Consider the following 25,538-nt stretch of genomic DNA (forward strand, 5'->3'; position numbering starts at 1 on the left):
AGCCGTTGCTGAAATGCGGTGAGTGCGCGCTCTCGGAGGAAAATGCGCACTCACCGCAGTCTCGGCGAGGTGTCAGGCGCTGCCGGTGTCCTTGAACGACACACCGGCGGCCAGTACGTCGTCGATCTTGTATTCCTTGGCCGCGGACACCGCCACCGACGGATCGATCTCGCCGTCGCGCGCCAACGCCTCCAGCACCGCCACCACCACCGACTCGGCGTCGGTGTTGAAGTACCGGCGCGCCGCGGGGCGGGTGTCGGAGAAGCCGAACCCGTCAGCGCCGAGCGTCACATAGGTGCCGGGCACCCAGGGCCGGATCTGCTCGGGCACCGCCCGCATCCAGTCCGACACCGCGACCACGGGACCGGCCGAATCAGCCAGTGCCGTCGTCACATACGCCTCGCGGGCCTGGCGATCCGGATGGCGCAGCTTCTCCCTCTCGAGAGCCACACCGTCGCGGTTGAGCTCGCCCCAGCTGGTCACCGACCAGACGTCGGCGGCCACATCCCACTTCTCCGCCAACAGATCGGCCGCCCGCAGCGCTTCCGGCATCGCCACCCCGGAGGCCAGGATCTGCGCGGTGCTGCTGCGCTTCTCCGCGGCCGGCCGGTACTTGTAGATGCCGCGCAGCAGGCCCTCGGGATCGAAGTCCGCCGGCTCGGCCGGCTGCACGTACGGCTCGTTGTAGATGGTGATGTAGTAGAAGATGTTCTCCGGGTTCTCCCCGTACATCCTCTTGAGGCCGTCCTCCACGATGTAGGCGATCTCGTAGGCGAACGCCGGATCGTAGGCCGCCACCGCAGGGTTGGTGGACGCCAACAGCAGTGAGTGCCCGTCGGCGTGCTGCAGACCTTCACCGGTGAGCGTGGTGCGCCCGGCGGTGGCGCCGAGGACGAAGCCCTTGGCCATCTGGTCGGCTGCCGCCCAGAACCCGTCGCCGGTGCGCTGGAACCCGAACATCGAGTAGAAGATGTAGATCGGGATCATCGGCTCGTTGTGGGTGGCATACGACGTCCCCACCGCGGTGAACGACGACGTGGATCCGGCTTCGTTGATGCCCTCGTGCAGGATCTGGCCGACTTCGCTCTCCTTGTAGGCGAGCATCAGTTCGGCGTCCACCGCGGTGTAGAGCTGACCGTTGCGGTTGTAGATCTTCAGGCTCGGGAACCACGAGTCCATACCGAACGTGCGGGCCTCGTCGGGGATGATCGGCACGATCCGCTTGCCGATCTCCTTGTCCCGCAACAGTTCCTTGAATGTACGGACCGTCGCCATGGTGGTGGCGACCTCCTGATTTCCGGAACCCTTCTTGAGCGCCTTGTAGGCGTCGCGACCCGGCAGCGTCAGCACCTTGGACTTGGTGCGACGCTCGGGGAGGAACCCGCCGAGGGCGCGGCGGCGGTCCAGCATGTAGCGGATCTCCGGAGCGTCCGAACCGGGGTGGTAGTACGGCGGCAGGTACGGGTTCTCTTCGAGCTGCTCGTCCTTGATCGGGATGCGCTGGGCGTCGCGGAAGTCCTTGAGATCTTGCAGCGCAAGCTTTTTCATCTGATGCGTGGCGTTGCGGCCCTCGAAGTGCTTGCCCAGGGTGTAACCCTTGATGGTCTTGGCGAGGATGACCGTGGGCTGGCCCTTGTGTTCCATCGCGGCGCGGTAGGCGGCGTAGACCTTGCGGTAGTCGTGCCCGCCGCGCTTGAGGTTCCAGATCTCGGCATCGGTCATCGGGTCCACCAGGGCCTTGGTCCGGGGATCCCGGCCGAAGAAGTGGTCGCGGACGTAGCCGCCGTCGTTGGCCTTGTAGGTCTGGTAGTCACCGTCGGGCGTGGTGTTCATCAGGTTCACCAGTGCGCCGTCACGGTCGGCGTGCAGCAGCGCATCCCACTCGCGGCCCCACACCACCTTGATGACGTTCCAGCCGGCGCCGCGGAAGAACGACTCCAGCTCCTGGATGATCTTGCCGTTGCCGCGCACCGGGCCGTCGAGACGCTGCAGGTTGCAGTTGATGACGAAGGTCAGGTTGTCCAGGGCCTCGTTGGCGGCCACCTGGATCAGGCCACGGCTTTCCGGCTCGTCCATCTCGCCGTCGCCGAGGAACGCCCACACATGCTGGTCGGAGGTGTCCTTGATGCCACGGTCGTTCAGGTAGTGGTTGAAGCGGGCCTGGTAGATGGCGTTCATGGGGCCCAGGCCCATCGACACCGTGGGGAACTCCCAGAAATCGGGCATCAGGCGCGGGTGCGGGTAGGACGGCAGACCGCCGCCCGGGTGGCTGTGTTCCTGACGGAAGCCGTCCATCTGATCGGCGGTGAGGCGGCCTTCGAGGAAGGCGCGGGCGTAGATGCCGGGGGAGGCGTGGCCCTGGATGAAGATCTGGTCGCCGCCGCCGGGGTGGGCCTTACCGCGGAAGAAGTGGTTGAAGCCGACCTCGTACAGCGCGGCCGAGGACGCGTAGGTCGAGATGTGGCCGCCGACGCCGACGCCGGGACGCTGCGCGCGGTGCACCATGATGGCGGCGTTCCAGCGGATCCAGGCGCGGTAGCGCCGCTCCACGTCCTCGTCACCGGGGAACCAGGGTTCCAACTCGGTGGGGATGGTGTTGACGTAATCGGTCGAGGTCAGAGCAGGAATCGAGACCCGCTGCTCACTGGCGCGTTCGAGCAGCCGCAACATCAGATAGCGGGCACGCGCCGGGCCGGACCGTGACACCAGATCGTCGAAGGATTCCAGCCATTCGCCGGTCTCCTCTGGATCGATGTCAGGCAGATACGAGGCAACGCCTTCCCTGATCACACGTACACGATCAGGTTCAGCTGCGGTGCCGGAGTTTTGGGCCAGGTCCTGGCGCACGAACTCGGTAGTCAACGCACTACTCCTAGATTGGGTGCGTAGGGGGTGTCCTACCTCTCCTATCTTTCCGCACTTGGATCGTTCACGACGAGCGGATCCCCATGCTCGCGGGGTCGGGGGCCCGCTGAGCCGGTAACGTCTGCATCTGTGCTGATCGGACGGCTGCGGTTGGTCTCGGGCGTGGCGGCGGGAGTGCTGATCGCGGTGCTCGGCTGCAGCAACGTGACCGGCGGTAACGCCACGGTGGACGCCTCGCAGGCCCCCGCATACCGCACGTCGGTGTCGGAGTCGCTGTCGGCCTCGGTGGCCACTTCGAGTGCCCGCGAGTCGCAGCGGCAGGAGTCGCTGACCGTCGAGGCCATTCACGCCGCCTGCGAGACCATGAGCACCAGCAGCGCCGAGGCCATCGACTCGCTGAACGTCTACGTGGACTCGATGAACGCCGGCAGTGACGGCCTGGCGACCGAAGGACCCGCCGCCGAGTCCCTCAATCGCAGCGCTGACCTGGTGCTGGCCGATATCAACGACACTCTTCCGCCGGAGATTCGCGACGCCCTCAATGCCTGGGTGGACGCGGCCAGGGCGACGGCGACGGCCGTGCTTGCGCGGGTACCGGCCGGCGAGTTCAACGATGCGGTGACCCGGCTCAACGATTCCCGGTCCAATGCGCTCAATCTGTGTGATGCGTCGTACTGAACGGGGTGTCACAGTGGCTTCTGTGACCTGTCGCACCTGGTTGTGCGACGATAAGCACTCGAACAGTGCCATTTGACGTTGAAGGAGGGTCCCACGGTGGTCGCGGCGGACAACGCAGCGAACTACGCCCGCAGTCTGGGCATCCAAAAAGAGCAGGTTGTGCAGGAGTTGGGCTGGGACGAGGACACCGACGACGACATCCGCGCCGATATCGAGGAAGCCTCCGGCGGTGAACTCCTCGACGAAGACGCCGATGAAGTCATCGACGTGGTGCTGCTGTGGTGGCGCGACGACGACGGTGACCTGGTTGACGCCCTGATGGACGCCATCACGCCATTGGCGGATGACGGTGTCATCTGGGTGCTGACGCCCAAGACCGGTAAACCCGGTCACGTGCAGCCCGCCGAAATCGCCGAATCGGCACCGACGGCCGGTCTGATGCAGACCTCGTCGGCCAATCTGGGGGACTGGATCGGTAGCCGCTTGGTCCAGCCGAAGTCGAAGGCAGCCGGCCGCCGCTAGATGTTGACGATCGGGAGCACCGCGCCGGACTTCAGCCTGAAGGACCAGAACGGCCGGTCGGTCACGCTGAGCACCTACCGCGGGGACAAGAACGTCCTGCTGGTGTTCTTCCCGCTGGCCTTCACCGGGATCTGTCAGGGCGAACTCGACGCCATCCGGGACAACCTCGCGTCGTACGAGAACGAGTCCACCGCGACCTTGGCGATCTCCGTCGGGCCGCCGCCCACCCACAAGATCTGGGCCAGCCAGAGCGGATTCACTTTTCCCGTGCTGTCGGATTTCTGGCCGCACGGCGCCGTCGCTTCCGCCTACGGAGTCTTCAACGAGGTCTCCGGTGTCGCCAACCGGGGGACCTTCGTGGTGGACCGTTCCGGGGCCATCGCCTTCGCCGAGATGAAGCAGCCGGGTGAAGCACGCGACCAAGGGGTGTGGGTCGACGCGTTGGCGGCCCTTTCGCCGTGATCCCGGTTTTGGTTTCCGCGCTTTCCGGCGTGTAACCTGCTCCGGCACGGGCGTGTAGCTCAGTGGTAGAGCTCTGGTTTTACACACCAGCGGTCGGGGGTTCGAAACCCTCCGCGCCCACCATCAAAAAGCCTGATCAGAGGCTTGCCGACCAGATTCTAGGCGGTTTTCAAAACCCCCGTTGTGCCAAGAATGTGCCAAGAGGTTCGAACTCGAAGAGCCAGGTGCGACGAGGCTCGCGGCGACACACGATGGCCGGTCATGGGTTGCAGGATCGCGCCGACGCTGTGTGAGATGCTGCCGCGGTGGGGGTGGAGCAGACGAAGGCTGTCAAGGACCAGGCGGTCGCTTTCAACTTCGCGCTGACGGTGATGGCTGTTCTGACCGCTGCGGCCACGTTTGCGATCAGTCTCATTCCGCCGGGCAATTGGCTCGTCGGGATCCGTATTCTTGCCGGCTGCCTGGCGGTGGCGACCGCTGTTGTCGGCTTCTTCAAGTTCCGCAACGAGCGTGCGTTCAAGCGCCAGCAAGAGGAGGAGCGGGTCTCGCTCGATCAAGCCTTGAGGGCAGAGTCTCGCCGCACGTCATTGCTCATCAATGGAGCCATGCTCGGTACTGCGGACAAGCTGCGCCGGCTGTCGATGTTGGATCAGGCGACCAAGGATGCGGAGATCAGCGGGTTTCGCACGTCGATCGTCAGCAAGGTCTGCGATCTCGTTCAAAGTGAAGCGCCGCGCGCCGCCTACTTTCGCGTGCAGGATCTGAGTGCCCAATTCCGGGTGATGCAGTCGGGTCCCTACAGTGACTCGCGAAACCGCGAAGACTCCTTTACCAGCGAGTTCGTCGAGGGTCGTGGCGGTGATCAGGGGGTGTGGGACCTTATAGATGCCGGTGACGTCGAGCTGAGCAACGACACCGACGCCACAGTCCCTGCATCTTGGGACATCACCAAGGACCGCCAGTACAAGTCTTTCGTCTCTGTCCCGGTTCGCGCGGAGGGCGTTGCGTTCGGGATGCTGACGGCGAATACGCTCGAAGCCGACGGGTTTTCCAACTCGGATGTCGCATCCATCAAGGTGTTGGCCCACTTGCTGGCGGCCGCGGAAGCGACGACGATGACGCCCGCCCGCGTCGCCAGGGCTGTCCAGCGACGGGCGAACTAGGATGTGTCTAATGTGTTATGTCGGGGAGCGCAGCTATGCTGGCGTCGTCCGAAAGGGGTGACTGATGGCGAAGACCGTGGAGTTCCACGACGCTGACATGCGTCGTGCCTGGGAGGAAGCCGACGCTGCCGAGCGTGACGCCGAGCAGAATCCGGAGCGCATCGCCGAACGCCGTCGCCGCTTGATCAAGTGGGTTGAGGCGCGCGCGAGCGCTTAGTTCACAGCCATTTTCCAGCCGTCATTTCAGCGGGGCCGGTAGGGCCTAGGGTGCGGGCCCGGTGAAGTAGCCGCCGTTGCCGCACAACCCTCAGCGTTGGCTTGACGGTCGTGAAGGTTGTGGCTGCCCTTTGCCTTTCCGTTCTCGAAAGACCAGAAGTGTTGTGGCGCAGTACTTTAAGTATCGGTCACACTCCTTGCTCATGATCCTAGAGCTCTGAGGTGGATAGCTGCGAACCAAGATGTCTCCTCACGGATGCCACAAGAGGGAACACCCAATGATTGAGCTGCCGCGAGCTGCTGTTACTTTGCTGTAGATTCCGAAGGTCTTGTCCGACTGCCAGGTATCGCTACAGTGATGATGTGACGCGGGTCGGCGTCACCTGGGACGTCAAATCTGGTATGCCCCATTAGAGTCTTGATATGAGGTGTAGGGCCACCTTTGGTGAATGCTTTGTGGCGTAGCGCGATTAAGAACCCAATCCGGATGTCGTTGCCCTGATATGTGGCAGCTTGCTTTAAGTATGCCGTCCTTTCGTTCATAGCGACCTGCGTACTATCGACCTTCATCTCGATGTGAACTGCGAAGGTGTCAAACTTCAGCCGGAGATCTACACGGCCTCCTCCTACATTCGGTACTTCGTACTCTGCACTCGCACCCAGATTTCCAACGAGGTAGTTGTATAGGTCCTCGTGGATGTGGCTCTCATCGGCGGTCTCGTCGAAAAGGTAACGGTAATGGCCAGATTCCGCTGCCGTCCTACTGACCGCAAAGTTCAGGATCAGGAGCAGTACTTCATCGACGACGGGCGCGACGTCGTCCTTGTAGTCTGGGCACGCGGCCAGCTCATTCCGAAGGTCGTCGAACAGTTCTTTCTGAACCACGTTAAGGCGTTTTCGTCCCGCTTCTACGTGTTCGACACCCGCAGCGAGGGCAAATAGAGTATCCGGCGAGAATTTCCGCAGCAGAGCCTCATCAGGTGACCCGGGCTGGACAAAACGGGTGAGCGAAGGAGGGAGCGGCGTAGGCAGGACGCCGCTTTGCGCTTTTCCCGGCGAATCGTGTTCCTTTGCCGCCTGGCGAGCTATGGCAATGATCTGCTGCGCCGCTTCAAGCTGCTTCTCAAGATCCGCATTCTGTTCCAACGCGTTACGTGCCTTGAGCGTCGCAGCGTGCTGCTCAAGATTGCTTAGATGACTGGCCTTGCTCGCGAATCCGCCTTCGATAACTGGTTGTACTAAAGTCTGAACACTCGTAAGGTTTCCTTCTCGATGGTAGGTCTTGAAAGACCGGCTGCTCAGATAGATATGCAGAAGATCATCGACAATGACCTCAGCCTGGTAAAACGCGTCTTTGGCGAACTCGACGCGGAGGCGATCGAGATCGTTGGCGACAGCAGCCCAGGCTACGAGCGTTGCGCGCTTTCTGTCGCCGTACCAATGGTCGAGCCCAGCAGCGTCGACGCTGAATTGAAGGGCTCGTGCGCGGAGGTCAATGAGGGTGTTGGCAGACAGCGCCACATTATCCAGCGCGCGGATCGGCTCCCGCCCGAGGATTGCGCCTGTGAGGCTCTGAAGGGCCTTCACTATTGACAGCATCACAGCCGCGTCTGGTCGGGCATAGGTTGTCGCGGCCACCTCAAGAAGGCGGTATGCGTTAGCAAGGTGCGGAGCCATTTCGCTTAGCGACCTTGCTCGCAACGAGCGCAGAACCTCGATCGTGGCCAGACTCCAAGTTGCGTCTTCCTCCACAGCTTTCGCGCGATTCAGGTCGGCTCCATCGACTGGATCCAAGCCCCCGATTGCACGGATTCGGTGAGCGAGGCTATCGGCTTCAGGCCAGATCTCGACCGCAACGTTGATCGACCGGATGACCGCTCTTGCAACGGGAGTAGTAATTGGAGCATCGAATCGTTCGAGGAGGGCCCATAGCTGGAATCGTGAACCATACCCCCCGATGGTCAGCGTCGTAAGCACCTCTAATGCATCGGCAGAGGCGAGATCGGCGACAGGTTGTTCCTCAGCGCGGGTAAAGAAGGCCTCGACTTGCAGGTGCAGACCCGCAAATAGGCGCTCACCGATGACTGGTATGGCCGCTTCTCCATTGAGTAAGCAATCCAGTGAATCTCGTAAGACTGCTGGTCGCGTAGTCGCCGCAACAGAGTCGGCGACGGCTAATAGGGCGTCTACAGCGGCAGGTACCGGAGTGGAGCCAGCGTCGCGAACGACCAAGTGTGCTAGCAGCGGAAGCATCGGACTACCGACCAGAGAGCTTGCTTCTCTTGTGATTCGGTCCCACCCACCAATGACTGTCACTGCGTCTGCTTGGAATGGTCGTCCGGCGGATTCCTTCGCCAGTCCAGCGAGTACGTCTGACAGCTCAGTCACTTTGGCGAGTCCACCTAGCGTTCGAACATCTGGGCGTGCAGTGATAGCGGAGCTGGGTTCTCCGACTGGAGTTACCAAACGTAGTCATCGCCGCTCGCGATTCTACGGCTCTCTTGGGGGAGAAGCTCGACAAGCGGACCCGTACTGCGCGTTGCCACAATAATTTGCACGGGGGCCTCCTTGGTCACTTCGATCAGCGCCGACACCATAGTCGCCAGATCTCCGTCAGGGATTTCCTCTGCGGCAGGAGAGTCAAGCAAGAGGAAACCGGGGTGTCGACCGATGCCTGCGGCGTATCCATGCTTGATGAGCGCGATCACTGTAGCGATCTTGACCCGAAGTTGTTCTCCAGGAGTCAATTTCCCGTACGAAGCTGGATCGCCGCTTTGACGCATGCTCATGTTCGCCGCCCCATCCAGTTTGATATCAGTGAGATCGGCGCCGCCAAACTTGTCGACGAGTCGTTCGATGTCCGCCGAGATCCTCGCAAGTAGCGGGTCCTGGTTTTGCTTTACCCAGCCCCGGAGGACAGCCTCAGCAGTTATTGCTATCGCTAGATGAACCGGATTAACGGGTGTGTTCTTCGGCGAGGGGGGCGGAGTGGTGAGTGCGCCAGCGGCGCCTTCGGCCCGGGCAAGTTCTATCTCTAACCTCTGTCGATTCTGGGCTGCAGCGAGCAAAGCTGCATCCATCATGCTGTCGCTACTCGCTGCGTTTCTCGCAGTAGTGAGTTCATCCAAGCGGCTTCTCAAGGACTTGACTGCGGCATTGGCTACGGTCAATCCTTCCTCGAGCGCCTCAATTTCGTCGCGGGGCTGTGGATCTTCCTCGCCTGCATCTTCTAACCGCGACTGTGAGGCTGCCTGCGTGACGGAAGATGAGACAACGAGATTCGCGTCGAGTGCTTCTAGATCTAAGTCGCTAGTACATATTGAACATTTATGGCTGTCTGGCTCTAGCGCTCGCCGTTCTTCCGTAACCGCTGCGGTGCACCGAGGGCATACCGAAGGTGCCATTTGGTTGAAGAACTTCGTAAGCAGCGCATGCTCATAGTCGGTGTGCTGCCGCGCCTTCGCCGCGTTGAGCTGTCGCTGCACCGTCTCTCTAGCGGCCGATTGGCTGAGCAACTGTGTCTCCACCAAGTGGAGCTGGCGAGCAGTTTCGCTCGCTCTCAGACTTGTTTCAGTGATTCTCGCGAGGTCCGGCGTTCCAACCGGCAAATTTTCGATCTCGGATCGCAGTTCGTCGACTCTCCGCAGGGCCTCGACTCTCGATGTGTCCACGGCCTCATTGACCTCGGCTGTCCTCTGTTCCGCGGCCTTCTGTTTCGCGGCGAGAGCTCCTGCTACAGTCGAAGCAACAGCGAGTACAGGGACCCAATCGGTGCCGATGAACATCTGTATAAGACGGATTGCGAGGGTCTGTTCTTTGCCCAGGATTGAGGTCAAATACTTGGGCCGTACCCACAGAGCGTTCACGTAAGCAGCCCATTGATGGGATACCGGCTTGCCGTTCTGCGACATAGTAAAGGACTGCAGTCGAAGGCGACTAAGCATCACCGAATTCATAGCGTCTTCGAAGGAGTCGCCGTCGAAGGTTGCAAGCTCTTGATCCGAGCCATCGGATTCACCGACCAGAGTTACTGTACCGCTGCGGACAGATCCGTTATCTGCGTCGAAGGCGACTCGAAGCGTCTCATGGCCGACAAGCCACTCCACGTCGACGCGCTCAATCCAACGAAGCACATTTGGTGAGAATTCAGAGCAACGCCCCGATAGAGACCACAGCAGTACGTTGATGATGGTGGACTTTCCACGTAGGTTTCGTCCAGAGCCGACGCCGTTCACCGCCCCCTGTGGGTGCCACGTAAAGGTGAATGGCACCAATGCCCGAAGTGTCGGTTTTCTATCAGCTTCAGCGCTAGCATCATCGATTTCATTCAGTCCGCCTGATCCGCGCGGAGTAGCTTCTGGTACTGAATCGGTCGGCTCGGCGAGGGCCGCCTCGTCGAGGTGTTCGAGCTTATCTGCAGCTGTCGCTTCTTCCATTGGGTGACCGGCGGCATCGGGGTGATTCTGAGGTAAACGCTTGGTTCCGCTGAAACTGACCCGTCTCACTCGGAGCGGCACGGGTACGCCCTTTGCAGCTGAAGTGGGTATGCCCAGTTCGAGAAGCGCGGCGTCGACCTGGGCCACCTCGAGTTCCAGCCGGTTGGCCTTCGTCTTGCGCGCTAGCGCTGCAACAATCTCCTCGGCGAGCGCGCTCACGACTTCGTTCCTTCGGTGCCTTTGGCGGCAGGTGCGACGAGACTCTCCAGTCGCACACGCACACGACCCGCGATAGGCGCGATGTTCAGGCCCAGCTCAGTTCCCGCGTATGTAGCCTGCTCGTACTGGCGGCTTTTGAGCTTGGATCCGATTGTGTCTTTGGCCACCAGCGCTACCAGGACGGCTTGCCGCGTGTACCAACTGAGCACCGGATCTTGGCCAAGCTCGTCAACTGCTTGTTGCCCGTTGCCGGTGAGGAAAAATGAGTTTCGGAGGCTTTTTGAACCGGGCAGGCCGGCGCGCCGTACCATTGCGAGACCGTAGGTCTCCAGGAGTGCGACCGCGTCATCAAGGGCCTCGTATGCTCCGTAGAACCATCGCGGCATTGGATACCAACGCAGATCGGGTTCAGGGTCATCGAGGAGCCACTTGGCGGTGTCCAAGTAGGTGTGTGGCAGTTCATCGTTATCGACTTGAGTTATGAGCTCGTCCGCCAAGTAATCTGGGTTGCGCATCCAAAAATCCATCGCTTGCAGGCGCAGTTCGCTGCGCACAACCTTGAGTGCGCCGTCTGGGTCGCCTTCGGTTGCTGCGGAACCGCAGTGGCTCAAGAGGACCAATATCCTGATCGCATGTTGAGTTCGCGTATGCGAGGGGCGCCCATCCGCTATGGCCGAATCAACCGTCATTACTACCTCACATTCGCCGAATTGAGCTTTGGCCTGTGGCATAAGCTATCGAACCGCAGACTTCGACGCGCTGCGCCGCGCCAATCGAGCAGAGAGCAAACAGACAAGCTCGGGTGTAGATCGCACGAGCTCAGGCTGGGCAGTGAGGCAACGGAGTCGATGGTCCGCCTTCAAGCAGGCTCCTGGGATAGCGCCAATCGGTTTGTCCCTCGCGCGGATGTGTGCAAACTCGATTGGTGACATCCTCGAAGGACGAAAAGCCCACTAGAATCCGTCGCGCCCCTGGGGGCGAAGGTTGGTATTTCGGCGACAAATTACGGGACAGGCGCCTATACCGAAACAGGATTATTGCGCGGCGTACCGACCTCGGCGGTTGCACTGCGACCGACCTGCAGCGCGTGTTGCGTGCAGATACGCGCGCGGGCATCGACGGACCACGCATGTGGATCACCTTGGACGATGAGAATCACTTCGATGATGAAGAGTGCGCAATTGAGCCCATCTCATTCGGTCTGACCGGCAACTCTCTATCCGTTTCGTTCGACTTCACAACTAATACGTGGATGGCTCCGGACCGTGAAAGCGCTGAGGCTGCGGATTTCATCGACGGCGATGATTGGTACGACGAACATGCAGCTGCTGCCGCGGTGTTGACTAGCCTCCTAAACCCATACCTCGAACGAAATCGCGCGAGTCTCAGGTTGGTTGAGGCCGATATGAACCATCTGAGCCCACCCTGGCGATGGCGTGCCGAAGCCGTCGTCGAAACGCGTGGCAGGAGTGTCAATGACATCGTTCTGCTCGGCCGAGATTCGATCGCGTTGGCAGAAGCGTTTGGAGACAATGGCGCCATCACGAGAAGTATCGCCGCAGACCTTGTTCGTAGTGGCCATGCGGGCGCTTTGATTGGGCAATCAGAGGGCGATTGGCTCGACGTGAAAAGGCAGCACTATGACTTCGCCTCTGCCGTGGGCAAGATCAAGCTGGCTCAGGCCGTAGCCAAGTTTGCGAACGCGGAACAGGGCGGTGTCCTGATCATCGGCATGCTCGGAAAGAAGGTCCCTGGCGGTGAACTCATTCATAAGATGTCCCCTGTTCCTATCGACGCGGATACCGAAAGACGATATCGGCGGACGATTGGAGAACGCCTCTACCCGCCACCTCATCTTCTGGGGATCGAACTCGTCGGAGGTCCCGACTGCGGAGTTGTTCTGATCGACATACCCCCACAGCCTGAAGAACTCAAGCCCTTCCTTGTTCACGGAGCAATCGTCGACGGCGAGGCTGTGGGTACCTTCATCAGTATTGTCCGGCGCAGAGGCGAGGAATCGATACCGATAACAGCGCCCATGATCCACTCGACCCTCGCCGCCGGTCGTGCGTTATTGAGGCGCGGCCAGCTGTGAAGCCTGGAAAGCGAGTTGAACTTCGTAAACCAAAACTCGCGCATCAGGTTTAGATCCTAGGGAAAGCATTGCTGCCTAACTGGTCGTACGACGTGTTACCTCAGCCGGAAACACCTAGGGCAGTTTCTTTCGCGTACGTGATCGTCCCATCAGAGCATCACCTGCAGCGGCGAGCGCATCGTCATACACGTGCCCGTACACACGCAGTACGGGGCCCCGCAATTGGTGGTGCCGGTGCGTGATCGCGGGATCGTGGCCTAGCCATTTGGCCGTCGCGGACGGCGTGTGGCCGCCGTCGAGCAGCATGGTGGCTGCGGTGTGCCGAACATCGTGCAATCGAATGACCCGTACACCAGCATCTCTCGCATGCCGCGTGAACTCGCTGGAGTACGTCTCAGGTCGAATGGGGGAGCCGTCCTCGTTCACCGCGACGAGCCCAGTGTCGGTATAACTCCGGCCCTGGGCGAGCTGCTCTTCGGCCTGGCGCGCCATGAAGGCTCTGAGGGCATCGAGGACGTCGGTCGGCATCGGCAACGCGCGGCGCGACCGCCTCGACTTCGGATCTCCTGTCACGGTTCCACGCCCTTCAACCACCACGCGCCCCTGGGTGACCGACACTGTGCCCGCGTCGAGGTCGACGTCTGACCATCGCAGCCCGAGCACTTCAGAACGCCGTAGCCCGGCCAAGGTCAGCAGCCAACAAGCGACAATCCGGTCATCGCTGACGTGCTCGCGGAACTGTGCGGCCTGTTCTGGTGTCCAGCTGGACATTTCGTGATGGGGAACTGGAGGTCGTTTGACCAGACGGGCAACATTTCGGGCTGTCAGGCCTTCTCTCATGGCATCGTCCAAGGCCGCTGATAGAACGACGAGCATGGTGACGACTGTCTGAGGCGCGACTCCGCCCGGAACCTTCGGTCGTTCGGGCTCGGTTGGATTAGTCGCAACGTATCGACCGCGCACTGGCCGCAGGGCGTCGCCCGAAGCCACGAGTCTGTCGAGAGACTTGATGCCGGGCTTACCCAGTGCGGCGAAGATGTCACCGTACTGAGCTCCGTCTGGACGCTCTCGCAAGAATGCGAGTACTTCGGCCGCCCGCTGGCCACGTTTGTCACTCTGGGCTACCGGGGTGCCATTGAGTCGCACAGTCACGAGTGCGTCGATGTCCGAGGTCCGCAAGTTTTGCAAGCTCATCGAGCCGAGGTGATCGATCACCGGTTTGAGCGAATGTCGGTATCCGGTCAGCGTATTCGGGCGAACATCGCGCCTGCTGTCGAGCCATCTGGTCAAGAACTCCGCGAGGGTGGTCGTGTCCCTTCGGACGAAGGTTCCTGCCGAGACCTCAGTAGTGATCCTGCGGTACTCGCGGCGTGCCTCTGCGAGAGTCGAGTAGGTGAAGCGCTGCCTCTCGCGCGAACCGTCTGGCCGGGCGCCGACGTCAACTTGGAAGGTGTAGCTGACGCCACCGGTTCTTGCTTTGCGCCGAGTGATGGGCTCAGAGCGGCGGGTTCGCTTCGCACCTGGTTCGTTGTCGGCGGTCATCTGGTCTCCTGGCGGGTCCCCGTAGCGTCCTACGCGGGTGGTTCATTCCATGGTGCCTCAACGGTCCGACATCGTGGGCTGTGAATCCGCAGATTCGGGCCCGCGCCATGGTTCACGATGCAATCAGCTGTTGAAGCTCGGCAGTCACGATGTATACACGTCCGCCGAGTCTGCGCACGGGCAGCTCGCCCGACGCGGCAAGACGATAGGCTGCGGCGCGACTGATGCCGAGTATCGCGGCAGCTTTCGGGACGGCCAACAGCAGAGGTAGCCCGTCAAAGATGTTGCTCTCCAGGTGTTTCACCTCCTTCGTCCAGAAGTCGGTGATAGTTGTTGACAGTGCCACGCTTGTTGAGAATTGCTTGTGCGTTCCGGAGTTCTCGTACCAGCTGCAGCCAAGCGATCGTCGATATGACTAGTGGTGCGATCTGACCCCATGCCACGGGCTCGCCCTTGGCGGCGTTGTCGTGGTCATGTTGTTCCATGGACCGAATGTACGTACATCCCGGAAACGCGGTCCACCACCTGAGCCATTTTTGATTGGCCGGGATTGCAGATTCTCCGCTTGTCCACAGCGGAAAGCGATTTCAGCCCCGTAATGGGGACACAGTTAGAGGGACGTCGGCGTGCGAGGGCTGAGGAGGCTACTCGTCGATACTAATCAGTTCGTAGAGTTCGGTGTTCATGACGTGGGTGAACGCCTGATCTCGGGCGGCGGTCAGCATCGAAGCCCGAAGCGCGTCGTCGGGGGTCTGACCGCCCGTTCGACGAGTCCAGTCTTTGATGGTGCGGTCACCGATAGTGCCGGCTTCTGCGCGTACCATCCAGGTGATCTTCTCGGCTTCGGCGGCGATGAACTCGGCACGTTGGGCGTCGGTCCATTCTTCGGGGAGTGCGAGGTCTGTGGTGTAGGCAGTTTGGACGGCGTGCAGGATGGTGGGGTCGGTGTCGAGTGGCATGGACTCGGTGGTGCAGGCGTGGATGCGTCGCCGTCTGGTGGCGCTGCGGGGCCGGATTCGTCTGCTCATTGCAGCCCTCCTGCGAGTAGTGGGGGCGAAGGGGTCCCTCCCCGCTGAGGTTACTCGTGGACCTGGCGGGAATCCGGTAGGCGCTGCCGGTGGTATCGATAGTGTTCTACTGGAACGGTTTTCGGGTCAGTCGTCGATGCCGAGGGAGTTGTCGGGTGTGTCGAGGCTGCGTGTGCGGTGCTGCCAGCTCAGCGTGAGTTGGAGGCGGTGCGCGGAGCGAATGGTGCGGGCTGCGGTTTCGTAGCGGGCGAGCAGGTGGCGCCAGGGTTCCGCTAGACGGTCGCGGTCGAGTCGACTGGCCAGGGTGATGGCCGGTGTCGGCTCTCCGTGGCGGTCTTTGGGGCCGGTGGTCAGCTCGGTGGACCAGGGCGTGGTGGTCGCGAGCAAGCGTAGAGCAAAGCTGCTGGGGCCGTGGCGGCCGCTGTCGAGGACGATGGCCCGGGCATTGTTGCTGGTGACGTAGTCGATGAGGGTGGCCAGGTGTGCGGGGTCGGCGTCGGCCGGGTGGTCGATGAGGACGACGGGGTGTGGTTGCAGCGACCACAGGTGGTCGGCGATGTCGGGGTCATCGACGGTGGTAGCGGCATCGGCGAATCCGGCTGCGCGGGCTGTTGCCGCGTCCTCGTCGGTGGTGCTGAGCCACAGCACTTTTCGGATCTCGTTGTTGGCGGCGATGCGAAGTGTCTGGAGGGCGGCGAGGGTGTCGGGGTTGGTGGTGTCGGCGCGGGTGTAGCTGAGCAGGTAGGGCCCGGACGCCAATTGTGTGAGCTGTGCGGCGAGGGTTGTGTCGTAGGTGGTCAGTGCGGTGTCGGTGATGGCGAGTGGTGCGTGTTCGATGTCGACGCGGCCGGCGCTGGTGAGAAGGTCCACTTCGGTGCGCGCGGAGGTGAGCAGCGCGTCGAGGGTGTCGTCGGCGGCGGTGTGGGCGGCGGCGAATGCGATGGCGATGTCGCGTTCGGCGCGGACGAGGTCGTCGCGCAGAGTGTCGCGGCGGTGCCGCAGCTGATCGCGTGTGGTCCGGTCGGCGGCTTCGGCGGCGCCGCGCGCTGTGGCGAGGTCGGCTTAGGTGACGATGTGTCCGCCGGCGGCTGCTGACCGGGCGTCGCGAGCCTCGGCGAAGGCCTGCTCGAACTGCGTGCCGTGGTCGGCGTCGGGGAGTTGATTGGTGTGAAAGTCGAGTTCGGCGCGGGCGGAGGCAATCTCGAGTTCATCCGCGCCCTCGGTGCGGAGCAGGGTGTGCAGATGGCGGCGGGCGTGCTCGATCATCATCTGGAGCTCGGTCTGGGCGGCCTCGGCGTTGCACCATTGCTCCATCACGGCGGCGATGGCGTCGCTGTAGGGGCGGTCGGCATCGATCTGACGGCGCATCCGCAGCAGTTCGTCGTCGGCGGCGCGCATCGCGGGGCCCGTTCCTTGACGGAGGTCAGCCTCGAGTGCGTTGAGGTCGTCGCAGACCGTGCGGTACTCCTGGTGCAGTGTGGCAACACCCTCCATCGTGATCCGCAGCGCACGCGGTGGAGCAGTGGTGGTGAGCGCCTCGAACGGCAGACCTTCGAACGGCCCGGTCCAGTAGTCGAACGTGGCGAGATCGTTGTCCCCGGCGATGTCCCGCTGGTCACCGATGAGTGTGTCGCCCTCGATGTTGCCGTAGGTGGGGAGGTTGTCGGGGTCGGGTGGAAGGTGTTCGTCGTCAGTGGGATCCGGTGCGTCGTCGGGTAATGGGATGTCGTCGAGGCCGGCGCCGTGGTGGGTGCGCAGTCGGTGGGTGAAGGTGTCGACGGTGTAGGTGATCAGGCGGGCGTAGTCCCCGGCGGGTATGAGTTGGTTGGTGTCGGCGAGGTGTTCGTCAGCGAGGTGCAGCAGGTCGCGGGGTGTCCAGGTGTCGGGGTCGGCGGAGCTGATGGCGGCGACCAGGCCGGGCCAGTGCGGGTCGGCGATGATGGTTTCGGCCAGCACGGTGCCGAAGACCGCGTCGAGGTCGGCGATCCAGACGGGTCGCAGCCGTGAACGAGTGGTGGCGAGTGTGGTGGTGGGGGAGATCGCGCCGACGATGCGCCACCACAATGCTGCGGCGGGTAGTTCGTCAGGCAGCGGTGTGTGGCTCATGGCGGTGGTGAGGATGTGGCGGAGGTCGGGTGTGGTGCGGGCAGCTTGGGCCAAGTTCGCAGCCAGGTGGGGCCAGTAGGCATCGGCGCGCAGCCGTGGGTTGAGAGTGTCGAGGAGGTCGTTCCAGCGGGTGGTGTCGGCACTCATGCGTCCGATGCCGGCGGCCGCGTGTCTGCGGAGCAGGGTTTGGATGGCAGCGGTGCGGGCCGGGTACTGGCGTGCCCCGGTGAGGCGGGTGTCGGCGTCGTCGACGCCGACGGCGGCGCGGAAGACGGCGATCTCGGCGGTCAGTGCGGTGTTGACCGTGACCAGCGGACGGGCCCAGGCGGGTGCGGTGGCGGTCGTCCAATCGCGGGCGTCGGCGCGGGTCTCGTCGGCGAGGTGGTCGACGAGCTGTTCACGACGGCGGAGATAGTCACCCCAGTGCGGATCCTCCTGCAGCGCAGTAGGGATGGCGGGCAGCCACCGTAGGACACCGACGCCGCAGGAATGGGCGCCGGTGGGGTCGAGGCGGTGATCGAGGACGGCGGCGGGGTCGGCGGCGTCGTCGAGGTTGCCGTGGGCGAGGGCGTCGACCAAGAGTTGGTGCGGGTCCGCGCCGGCGACGCCGTTGATGGCGAGGTTGCGGCGCAGTACCGGCCACGCTTCGCGGGTGCTGAGTGCCGGGAGGACGGTGTCGGCGATAGTGTCGAGGCGCTCGCGGGTTTGGGGGCCGAGGTGGTGTTCGGCGGCGGCGCCGAGGGCGTCGTAGAACATGTCGGCGGCGGCCTGCAGGCGGGCGGCGGGGTCGGCGGCGCGGCGGGCTTCCGTGGTGGCGGAGACCTGGGCGCCGTCGCGGGCCAACGCACGGGTCAGGACATCGACGGCGGTGTCGGGGTGGGTGGCTTTGGGGGACAGCAGGCGGTGCGGGTCGGCTTCGGCGGTGGACAGGTACAGGTGGTTGTCGTCGGTGGCGCGGGTGAGCGCGACATAGAGGTGTTGGCGGGTCATGGTGTCGGAGCCAACGATGTGGCAGCTGCCTCGGGTGTCGCGGCTGCCGGCGGTCAGCCCTTGGGCGGAGTCGATGGTGGCGGCGTAGCCCAAAGACACGTGTTCGGTGACGTATTCGGCGGGCAGGGTGACGGTGTGGCCGCTGCGCAGATGCTGGGCCGCGACGGATCCGTCGGGAAGGACTGTGATGATGGTGTAGCGGTAGCCGTTGCGGACGAAATCATTGCGGCCGAAGCGAATCCCGCGGGCGTTGCGACGGCTGCGGATCGTGTCGCCGACGCTGGCTTCCAAGCCGTCGGCCAACACCACCGCCGGCGCATCGGCCGTGTCGGGGTGGGTGGCGAGTCGATCGGTGCGGGCGCGGGCATTGAGGGCGTTGATGACGTCGTGGGTGGGAGCCAGCAGGACGGAGTCCACACCGTTGGCGAGGTCGGCGCGCCAGGCCTGGTAGGCCATGTCGGCGGCGGTCTCGTTGGTGCCGACGTGGATGCGGTGGTGGTCGAGGTAGAAGCCGATGCCGGCCGGATCGGCGTCGTGCAGCGCCAGGCCGGCCGCGGCTTCGGCCGGGTCGCGGAAGCGGACGACTTCGGACAGGGTGAGGGCGTCGGTGGCCTCGGCGATGTCACGCAGAATGCCGCCCGCAGAGATAGAAGACAGCTGACCGTCGTCGCCGACCAGGCGAATGCTGGCGCCTTTGGCGAGGGCGTCGTTGATGAGGGTGTCGAGTCCGGCGGTGGAGGCTTTGCCGGCTTCGTCGACGACGATGAGGGTGTCGGGACCGATGCGGGTGAACCAGTCGGGTCGTGGCGTCGTAGCGGACGGATCGGTGGACCAGACGTACTTGTCGAGGGTGTCGGTGGGGGCGCCGAGATCCTCACCGAGCAGGATCGCGGCATCGGCGGTGGGTGCGAGACCGAGGACGTGGCCGCCGGAGTTGCGCCACGCCCACGACAGGGCGGTCATCGCGGTGGTCTTACCGGTCCCGGCGGGGGCGAGTGCGAGCGCGACACGTCGCCCGTTGGTCGCCATCTCGGCAACTAGCGCTGCCTGCCCGGGATTCAGCGTGCGTCCGCGGGCCGTGGAATCGGCCAGTGCCAGTGCGACATCGGCGTCGGTGGCGCAGCGTCCGTCGAGGCGGCTGACGGCGATGAGGATGCGTCGTTCGGCGGCCAACGTGGCGCGGCTGGTGTAGAGCTCGGTGCCGTGGCGGCGGTACACGCTCGTGCCGTCGCGGCGACGCAACGCGGCAGGTTCACCCAGCTCGGCATCCGGGACGCGGGCGTGCGGCACCGACAACGCCTCGCCCAGCGCGGTGTCGGTGAGCCGGTCGACCAGCGCGGCGTCGTGGGCCACACCGTGGGTGCGCACCACCCGCAGCGCTTCCGCGTGCACGTGGTGGCGCTGCCAGGTCGAGCGTGCGAGGCTGACCGTCGCGATGATCTCGCCGGCACGCGCCGCAATCCACCGCTCATCCACCACCGGAGTGCTGCGAGCGGGGCGGGGCCCGGTGAGGAGGTCGGCCAGCATCCGCTGCAGACCGTCACGCCCCAACACCTGCCTAGCCTGGGTGCGCCAGGTCGCGCGCTGCTCGGCTAGGGATCGCGGCTCGTGCTTAGCTTCCCGGGTCTCCAGCGTCGCCTGCTGAGCGAGGGCGATGATCTCGACGTGGGTGGGTTCACGACCATGATCGGTCTGAAACTGCCCGGCCAAGGTGGCGGTGCGGGTGTTGATGGCGTCGCGTCGACTCGACCATCGGGCCATCAATTCGGCGGAGACGCCGGTGATCTCGCGGACCGGTCGCTTGCCGGTGCCGCGGGAGGTGTCGATGAAGGTCACGCCGAAGGCGGCGATCATGTGGCCTTCGAGGCGGGTGTTGTACATCTCCGAGGCCGCGACCGTGACGCGGTGCAGTGGTTGGCCGTCCAACGCGAGCCAGCGACGCACACCGCCGGCGTCAACGTAGGAGACCTTGTTGGAGATCGCGACATGGGTGTGTAGGTCGGGGTCACCGGCCCGGGAGTCGCGGTGGGTGAACACCGCGGCGATCAGCCCCTCGGTGTCGACCTGGGCGATGCCGTTGGCGCCGACGCGGGTGAAGGCGGCATTGTCCTGCAACCACTCCAGGACGTTATTTACCGCCGCGTCGTGGGCGGCTTCAACCTGTTCAGCGACGTGGAGCGGGGCGATGGCCCAAAGTGCCGACACGGATTTCACGGGGGAGAAGGTGAGGTCGTAACCGGCGACGGCGGTGGTGGCCGCGCCAGTGTTGCGGGCGATGAACCCGGACAGCTCACGATCATCGGCCGGTGAGCGGCCGTACTGCGCGTCGAACAGTTCGCAGGCGATCCGGGTGCGGATGCGGGCGCGGACCTCGGCGTCGATGGTGGCGTGCCAGTGGGCGCCGATGGCGGCGTTGTAGTCACGGTAGGCCACCGCGAGTCGGCGCGCGAAGTCCGTTTGGCCGTCGCGGACTTGGAATCGACGCCCCAGTTGGCCCGCAGCCAGCTGGGCAGAGATCCCGTGCCCGGCGACGTGGTTCATGATGTGCTCGGCATTGGGGTGCAGACCCTCTCCGTAGAGGGCGCGCATCTGCTCCTCGGACACGACCGAGCCCGGCGCGACAGTCCACATCTTCTCGCGGACTTGCGCACTGACGTTGATGCCGCCGGTATCTGAGAGGGCGGCCAGGCCACGGCCCACCCAGCGCCCTGGGGCTTCTCCGTGGGCGGAGTAGTAGTCGGCCAGCGTGGAACGGCCTCGCTCGGTGCTGTCCGCGGCGGCGACCTGTCGCACCAGGTACAGGTAGCCGTCCCCAGCGGTCAACTTGTGCAGAGTCATCACCATCGTGTGCACCTCAGCGTCGGCATGCGCGAACAGTACGAAGCCGACGTTCGAAAACTCCACCACCAATCCAGTGGTTCTCAAACAACTCTCATAATTCGTGACCTGGATGCAAGAGGTGTGTGCTGTCGAGGTGGGGCCTACACCCGGGGACACACGGATAGCGAGCCGGGTGCCTTGCGGGCGGAGAGGATGGTGGGCTAGCGGTCAGCGGAGCGTCCGGCATTGCGCGTGGGGGCGGTCCGGTGAAATTGGTGGGAAACTAATGTGGCGCTGGTGGTGGCCCTGTCCGCGGGCCGGCGAATATCGTCCCGCTATGACAAAAAGCACTTCGAAAGTAGAAGCCCGCCGCCGGGTGCGCGAAGCGCAAGCCCGCGCCAATGAGACCCGGGTGCAACGAGAACGCGCCAACATCGAAGAGGCCGCGACCTACATGGTTGCAGTCGGCAAGATTCGCGAGGTCGACACCTGGGAGACAGAAAGGCTGGCCGCAGCGCGGGATCAAATTCGCGCCGAGGCCTGTAGACGCCGCGCCGACTGCCAAGCCGCGGCAGGGGCAGCAGTCGCACAGATGCAGCGCCGCGGTGAGACACTGGCGACGATCGCCGAGTTGACCGGCGCAGGTACCGGCGAGGTCCGCGCAATGTTGTGCCACGCACTCCGATCTAACGAACCGACAGCGACGACGAAGCCACCGAGGTCGGCTAATGTTGAAGATACCGAAAATCTCTCTGCTGCTTCCGATGAAGGCGAGGGTGTGGCCACCGATGCGGCTCTGGCGTGATCAGCGTCCCAGCGGTCGTTCATGCCGCAGGAGTGAGCCAACTGAGCCGGCACGCCGACGCAGAACGCCAATGCTCCTCAACCGAAATTCAATCCCGTGTGAGCTCGTGGCGATCCAGGCCTTGGCGCGGCTGAGATCTGGCGCGGACGCTTTGAGTGCCGTTCGAATCCAGGACGGCGGGAGTAACATTCCCGTGGTTCACGATGTAGCTCTCCTAGTGAACCCATTGGGGGTCGCTGTGGGTGCTCCAATTGCCGAAACAGTGAGCGGGTTTCATCGGCCATGACAAGCGCGAGTCGGTTGATAGTTGATCCAGATCGGCGTGCCGGCGAGATTGCTCGCTTTCACAGCCACGTTGTTTGTGGGCCGAAACCTTCGGACTGCAGTATCTGGACCGGTGCGATCGGAGCCGACAGTTACGGTTGCTTTCACCTCACCCGTGAGGGACAGGGGGGGTGTGTGTGCGTCCGCACCGCTACGCAGTGGCGACCGCACGCGGAGTGGTCGAAGCCGGAGTGCTCGGACTGCACGAGTGCGACAACCCACTGTGCGTGAAGATCGCTGCTGAGGGTGACGTAGAACATGTCGTCCCAGGTTCGCAGAGCGACAATATGAGGCGGATTGCGCGGCTGCATCGCGGAGGCGGTCGCCGTAGGGCACCGCGCTTCGATGGTCAAGCGGCGCGGCGCGCACGATCGGTAGCGCTGCGCGACGCCATTCAGCATGGTTGGAGCGCGGAAGCGGTGCAGTCATTGCTGAATGGCGATAAGTCGGCGCTGTGGTGAGGGGGTCCCCGGTGCAGCCCACGCGAAACGTCGTCGGGAGGCAGCGCCGCGCAGGCCCTGCGTCGGGCATTGCAAGCGAGAAGCTTGGCTCGAATACGCGGTGAAATGCGGACTCCGGCAACACGAGTCCGCGCTGGCAGCGCTTCGGGGCTGTGTCTACGGGGACGAGTGTTATCCATGACCGGGCACATCGAAATCGTCCAGCTGCTTAGTGCAGGCGCGATTCTGACCCGGGGTAGCCGGCCTAACGAAAGCGACCGCCGGCGACGACGCTGCATTCGCAACAACGAGCGGTCAACTCGATGGATCGGGTGAGTTCGGCAATTCATTGACGAATGTGTCGCCGGATCTCCGTTCGCGATTCCATCGGTTTCCAGCCTGGGCCAGTCGTCTCGATCTGCTTGTTGGGCAGCAGGCGATGGTGGGCAGCGCCTGGGAACAGCGCTGCATCCAGTGGGTGGATTGCGTTCGGGTTATGGAAGACGTCCATTCCTTCGAGCCAAGTCTCTGGGTGGCCTTCGATCACTATCTGTTCAAACGGTATTGGGGTGGCCGCGCTTGGGTCGGGATTCCAAGCGGTTCCGTACCGAACCAGGGTGATGTTGTCCTTGCCGAATCCAGCACCGACACCCATACGGTTGAACTTGTTGAGGGTCCCGGCATTGTTGAAAAGGACTGCACTGATGTTCTCGGTTTTTGGTAGCGAGAAGTATCCGGATGGCACCACCTTCGTGCCCCATCTGTGTTCGGTGATGACAGTGACATCGATGATCAGTCGGTTGGCGTCGTCGCGCCGAGGAGTGTGGGTCAGACCGTAGAGATAGCTCGGTAGGGCTGAAAAGCTATAGCCCATTGAGAGCGGCGCGTGAAAGTCTTGGATCGCGAGCACAAGCGCCTTCCCTGTTGCCGCCGGCATCGTCCAGTACTCCTTCTTGAGTTTCGCGTTCAGAGGCCCGGCGTATCTGATTGGCAGGTAGTTCTGCACATAAAAATCGAACTCCTCACGGCTACGCGGGATCAGCGGCTTAACGGGTCGCCCGTCAGCGGATGTGGTCGGCTGAATCGTAGTGGCCTCTACGGCCAACTCGCCATAAATCCCACGGGCAAACATGTCCGGTGCCGGCTTTGGGCGTGAGACCTCTAGTCCAGCCTCGGTCAGCGCAGCGAACAAGTAGAGCTCCCACACGCGGGCGTCGAAGCCGGTGGTCTGAAACTGCTCCACGAAATTCCCGTCGACATCCTTGTACCAGCGCATCATTGCGCCAATGGTTGCTCTCGCAGCTGAGAAGTCGTCCTCAAAGGCCAGTCGACGGAAGCTCCGGTGTAGCTTCTCCTCTGGGACTCGGGGGGCGAAAAAGTCGACCGCCTCACCGACCTCATCCCCTTGAATTCGCAACTCATCCAGGTTCGGCAGCAGTTCGGCCAGCTTGCTATTCAGGCCGGCGACAGCCGAGTCGCGCGACTCGAATGGGCCCGTTACTGTTATGGCGCGAAAGCGTTCCAACCTGTCCCGCGCGAGGATAACCGCGTGAAGTTCGCGATCCGTGTCTATAAACAACGTCGCGAGTGCCCTGCCGTCGTCGGACTCGAACCAGGCGAGCTCTTGGAGCACAAACACCGATTCAGGCAACCGGCAGTACGATGCAAGCGCGTCCCACCTTTTGAGGGAGATCTCGCGCATCCTCACCACCATTCGCTGTGCCAATTTCCCGCTGAACCGCGATTTTAGAATGTCCGCCCCCAGCGGTCCATGCGATCGTCACGCAGGACGTCGAGGTTTCGTGTGATCAGCATCCCTACATGTTTGGCCGAACAGCAGTGAGACACTCACAAGACCGCGCATCACCTGACGATAAGGTTTCTACCATGACCGATACCGGCCAGGACACTGTGTTTGGCAACTTTGAGGTACCGATCGAGTACTTCCACACAGTTTTGATAAAAATGCTGTGGCACGTAGATGGAGAAGATGTCGCCGATGAAGAAATTCTAAAGGCTAATACTTGGACGACTGGTACTGGTTTCTTCTATCGAGTTGACGGAACCGATTTCCTGATAACTGCTCGACTTTGCTTCTCGGGCCGCGCTTGGCGTACTGATGAATGGCTCGGACGTGCAGTAGCGCCTACGCACGTAAAATTACGGCTTCGCGCGAAGTTGCCCCCAGGCGGATTTCGGGCTGACCAATTGGAGTACACCGATGTCATTATTCCGCTGCTCGATCAAGACGAGAAGCCGTACTGGCTCGAACATCCTGACCTAGGTCAGGGGTTCGATGTTGCTGTTCTCCCGTTCGACTTCCCCGAAGGCTCCCACTATGTACCTCTCGAGCCTAGAGATGTTGCCACTGCAGGGCTAGACTTCCGATTTTGGGTTACGGATAACGTCTTCGTCGTCGGATATCCATTTGGACTTGACCACGGATACCTCTTTCCACTGTGGATCAGAGGTACGGTCGCATCAGAGCCAGGTTTTTACTTCACTTACAAAGATGAGAGTTATCCCCTCTTTCTTGTGGATGCAAGGACACGGAGCGGCCAATCAGGGTCGCCCGTTTTCTTGCTAAGAAGGCCTTTTGCAGAGATTGTGGGCGACGATGCACCCCCACGTGCGCGATTGGTTGGTGTGTACACGGGCCGGTTTCATGAGAAATCGGATCTGGGTTTTGTTTGGCACATGGGTGAGGTCGACCGGATCATCAATGGGAACGTGCGTGGTTCGAAGAGGTGAGCTCGATGTGCCGGCCTGCCCACATGCTTGAGAGTGGACACCTCGGAGCGGGACGACTTTGAGCCCTAAATTGGGA

Annotated in this window: 19 protein-coding genes and 1 tRNA gene; 10 read left to right on the forward strand and 10 right to left on the reverse strand. The window is 62.7% G+C overall.

The window, feature by feature from the left end; genetic code table 11:
* Positions 1–72 precede the first annotated feature (72 nt).
* A complete protein-coding gene (gene aceE, locus AC3A6P_RS02445; RefSeq protein WP_487687882.1) occupies positions 73–2,862 on the reverse strand; it encodes a pyruvate dehydrogenase (acetyl-transferring), homodimeric type in 2,790 nt (929 codons plus the stop codon).
* Between the two features lie 132 nt (positions 2,863–2,994).
* Here aceE and AC3A6P_RS02450 point away from each other — a divergent pair, with 132 nt between their 5' ends.
* From AC3A6P_RS02450 to AC3A6P_RS02475, 6 genes are all read left to right on the forward strand, one after another.
* Positions 2,995–3,543 (forward strand): hypothetical protein, encoded by a 549-nt coding sequence (locus AC3A6P_RS02450; RefSeq protein WP_487687885.1) that lies wholly within the window; start codon positions 2,995–2,997, stop codon positions 3,541–3,543.
* A 96-nt stretch (positions 3,544–3,639) separates the two neighbouring features.
* Positions 3,640–4,065, forward strand: a complete 426-nt coding sequence (locus AC3A6P_RS02455) for a DUF3052 domain-containing protein (protein ID WP_487688154.1) — start codon at positions 3,640–3,642, stop codon at positions 4,063–4,065.
* Entirely contained in the window at positions 4,066–4,527 is a 462-nt protein-coding gene (locus tag AC3A6P_RS02460) for a peroxiredoxin (protein WP_487687887.1), read from the forward strand.
* 48 nt (positions 4,528–4,575) lie between these two features.
* A tRNA-Val gene (locus AC3A6P_RS02465) sits at positions 4,576–4,650 on the forward strand.
* 182 nt (positions 4,651–4,832) lie between these two features.
* Positions 4,833–5,690, forward strand: coding sequence for a GAF domain-containing protein (locus tag AC3A6P_RS02470; protein ID WP_487687890.1), 858 nt, complete (start codon positions 4,833–4,835; stop codon positions 5,688–5,690).
* 64 nt (positions 5,691–5,754) lie between these two features.
* Positions 5,755–5,907, forward strand: coding sequence for a hypothetical protein (locus AC3A6P_RS02475; protein ID WP_454790807.1), 153 nt, complete (start codon positions 5,755–5,757; stop codon positions 5,905–5,907).
* Between the two features lie 302 nt (positions 5,908–6,209).
* On the opposite strand, the gene AC3A6P_RS02480 is transcribed toward AC3A6P_RS02475, so the two are convergent.
* The 3 genes from AC3A6P_RS02480 to AC3A6P_RS02490 form a co-directional block, all read right to left on the reverse strand.
* Positions 6,210–8,159, reverse strand: coding sequence for a hypothetical protein (locus AC3A6P_RS02480; protein WP_487687894.1), 1,950 nt, complete (start codon positions 8,157–8,159; stop codon positions 6,210–6,212).
* Positions 8,160–8,365: 206 nt separating this feature from the next.
* Positions 8,366–10,561, reverse strand: coding sequence for a hypothetical protein (locus tag AC3A6P_RS02485; protein WP_487687895.1), 2,196 nt, complete (start codon positions 10,559–10,561; stop codon positions 8,366–8,368).
* Positions 10,558–11,250 carry a hypothetical protein gene (locus AC3A6P_RS02490; RefSeq protein WP_487687897.1) on the reverse strand — a complete coding sequence of 231 codons (693 nt, stop codon included), beginning with the start codon at positions 11,248–11,250 and terminating at the stop codon, positions 10,558–10,560. The genes AC3A6P_RS02485 and AC3A6P_RS02490 overlap by 4 nt, the downstream gene beginning before the upstream one ends.
* Positions 11,251–11,690: 440 nt before the next feature.
* Between AC3A6P_RS02490 and AC3A6P_RS02495 the strand changes: the two genes are divergently transcribed.
* On the forward strand, positions 11,691–12,656 hold the full coding sequence (locus AC3A6P_RS02495) for an AlbA family DNA-binding domain-containing protein (RefSeq protein WP_487687900.1): 966 nt from the start codon (positions 11,691–11,693) through the stop codon (positions 12,654–12,656).
* Positions 12,657–12,770: 114 nt separating this feature from the next.
* Here the strand turns inward: AC3A6P_RS02495 and AC3A6P_RS02500 are convergent, their stop codons facing one another.
* The 4 genes from AC3A6P_RS02500 to AC3A6P_RS02515 all read right to left on the reverse strand — a co-directional run bounded on the left by AC3A6P_RS02500 (position 12,771) and on the right by AC3A6P_RS02515 (position 16,096).
* Positions 12,771–14,198 carry a site-specific integrase gene (locus tag AC3A6P_RS02500; protein ID WP_487687902.1) on the reverse strand — a complete coding sequence of 476 codons (1,428 nt, stop codon included), beginning with the start codon at positions 14,196–14,198 and terminating at the stop codon, positions 12,771–12,773.
* Between the two features lie 112 nt (positions 14,199–14,310).
* Positions 14,311–14,544, reverse strand: coding sequence for a helix-turn-helix domain-containing protein (locus tag AC3A6P_RS02505; RefSeq protein ID WP_487687903.1), 234 nt, complete (start codon positions 14,542–14,544; stop codon positions 14,311–14,313).
* A gap of 298 nt (positions 14,545–14,842) precedes the next feature.
* A complete protein-coding gene (locus tag AC3A6P_RS02510; RefSeq protein ID WP_487687905.1) occupies positions 14,843–15,226 on the reverse strand; it encodes a hypothetical protein in 384 nt (127 codons plus the stop codon).
* 126 nt (positions 15,227–15,352) lie between these two features.
* Positions 15,353–16,096, reverse strand: coding sequence for a hypothetical protein (locus AC3A6P_RS02515; protein ID WP_487687908.1), 744 nt, complete (start codon positions 16,094–16,096; stop codon positions 15,353–15,355).
* On the opposite strand from AC3A6P_RS02515, the gene AC3A6P_RS02520 reads away from it, so the two are divergent.
* Entirely contained in the window at positions 16,055–16,321 is a 267-nt protein-coding gene (locus AC3A6P_RS02520; RefSeq protein ID WP_487687910.1) for a hypothetical protein, read from the forward strand. The two genes, AC3A6P_RS02515 and AC3A6P_RS02520, sit on opposite strands and share 42 nt — an antisense overlap.
* On the opposite strand, the gene mobF is transcribed toward AC3A6P_RS02520, so the two are convergent.
* Complete coding sequence (gene mobF / locus AC3A6P_RS02525) at positions 16,289–21,247, reverse strand: MobF family relaxase (protein WP_487687913.1); 4,959 nt, start codon at positions 21,245–21,247, stop codon at positions 16,289–16,291. The genes AC3A6P_RS02520 and mobF overlap by 33 nt on opposite strands.
* A gap of 232 nt (positions 21,248–21,479) precedes the next feature.
* On the opposite strand from mobF, the gene AC3A6P_RS02530 reads away from it, so the two are divergent.
* Positions 21,480–21,947, forward strand: a complete 468-nt coding sequence (locus AC3A6P_RS02530; protein ID WP_487687915.1) for a hypothetical protein — start codon at positions 21,480–21,482, stop codon at positions 21,945–21,947.
* Positions 21,948–23,057: 1,110 nt separating this feature from the next.
* Here the strand turns inward: AC3A6P_RS02530 and AC3A6P_RS02535 are convergent.
* Entirely contained in the window at positions 23,058–24,413 is a 1,356-nt protein-coding gene (locus AC3A6P_RS02535; protein WP_487687917.1) for a hypothetical protein, read from the reverse strand.
* Positions 24,414–24,598: 185 nt separating this feature from the next.
* Here AC3A6P_RS02535 and AC3A6P_RS02540 point away from each other — a divergent pair, with 185 nt between their 5' ends.
* Positions 24,599–25,462 (forward strand): S1 family peptidase, encoded by an 864-nt coding sequence (locus AC3A6P_RS02540; protein WP_487687919.1) that lies wholly within the window; start codon positions 24,599–24,601, stop codon positions 25,460–25,462.
* The last annotated feature ends 76 nt before the right edge of the window (positions 25,463–25,538 follow it).

Source organism: Mycobacterium sp. Soil_C_30, from assembly GCF_057656995.1.

What these genes read in the sequence shown, in the direction of transcription:
- AC3A6P_RS02460 (WP_487687887.1), top strand. Translation starts at nt 4,066, where the DNA reads ATGTTGACGATCGGGAGCACCGCGCCGGACTTCAGCCTGAAGGACCAG.
- AC3A6P_RS02475 (WP_454790807.1), top strand. Translation starts at nt 5,755, where the DNA reads ATGGCGAAGACCGTGGAGTTCCACGACGCTGACATGCGTCGTGCCTGG.
- AC3A6P_RS02480 (WP_487687894.1), bottom strand. Translation starts at nt 8,159, where the DNA reads ATGCTTCCGCTGCTAGCACACTTGGTCGTTCGCGACGCTGGCTCCACT.
- AC3A6P_RS02490 (WP_487687897.1), bottom strand. Translation starts at nt 11,250, where the DNA reads ATGACGGTTGATTCGGCCATAGCGGATGGGCGCCCCTCGCATACGCGA.
- AC3A6P_RS02495 (WP_487687900.1), top strand. Translation starts at nt 11,691, where the DNA reads ATGTGGATCACCTTGGACGATGAGAATCACTTCGATGATGAAGAGTGC.
- AC3A6P_RS02500 (WP_487687902.1), bottom strand. Translation starts at nt 14,198, where the DNA reads ATGACCGCCGACAACGAACCAGGTGCGAAGCGAACCCGCCGCTCTGAG.
- AC3A6P_RS02510 (WP_487687905.1), bottom strand. Translation starts at nt 15,226, where the DNA reads ATGAGCAGACGAATCCGGCCCCGCAGCGCCACCAGACGGCGACGCATC.
- AC3A6P_RS02530 (WP_487687915.1), top strand. Translation starts at nt 21,480, where the DNA reads ATGACAAAAAGCACTTCGAAAGTAGAAGCCCGCCGCCGGGTGCGCGAA.
- AC3A6P_RS02535 (WP_487687917.1), bottom strand. Translation starts at nt 24,413, where the DNA reads ATGCGCGAGATCTCCCTCAAAAGGTGGGACGCGCTTGCATCGTACTGC.
- AC3A6P_RS02540 (WP_487687919.1), top strand. Translation starts at nt 24,599, where the DNA reads ATGACCGATACCGGCCAGGACACTGTGTTTGGCAACTTTGAGGTACCG.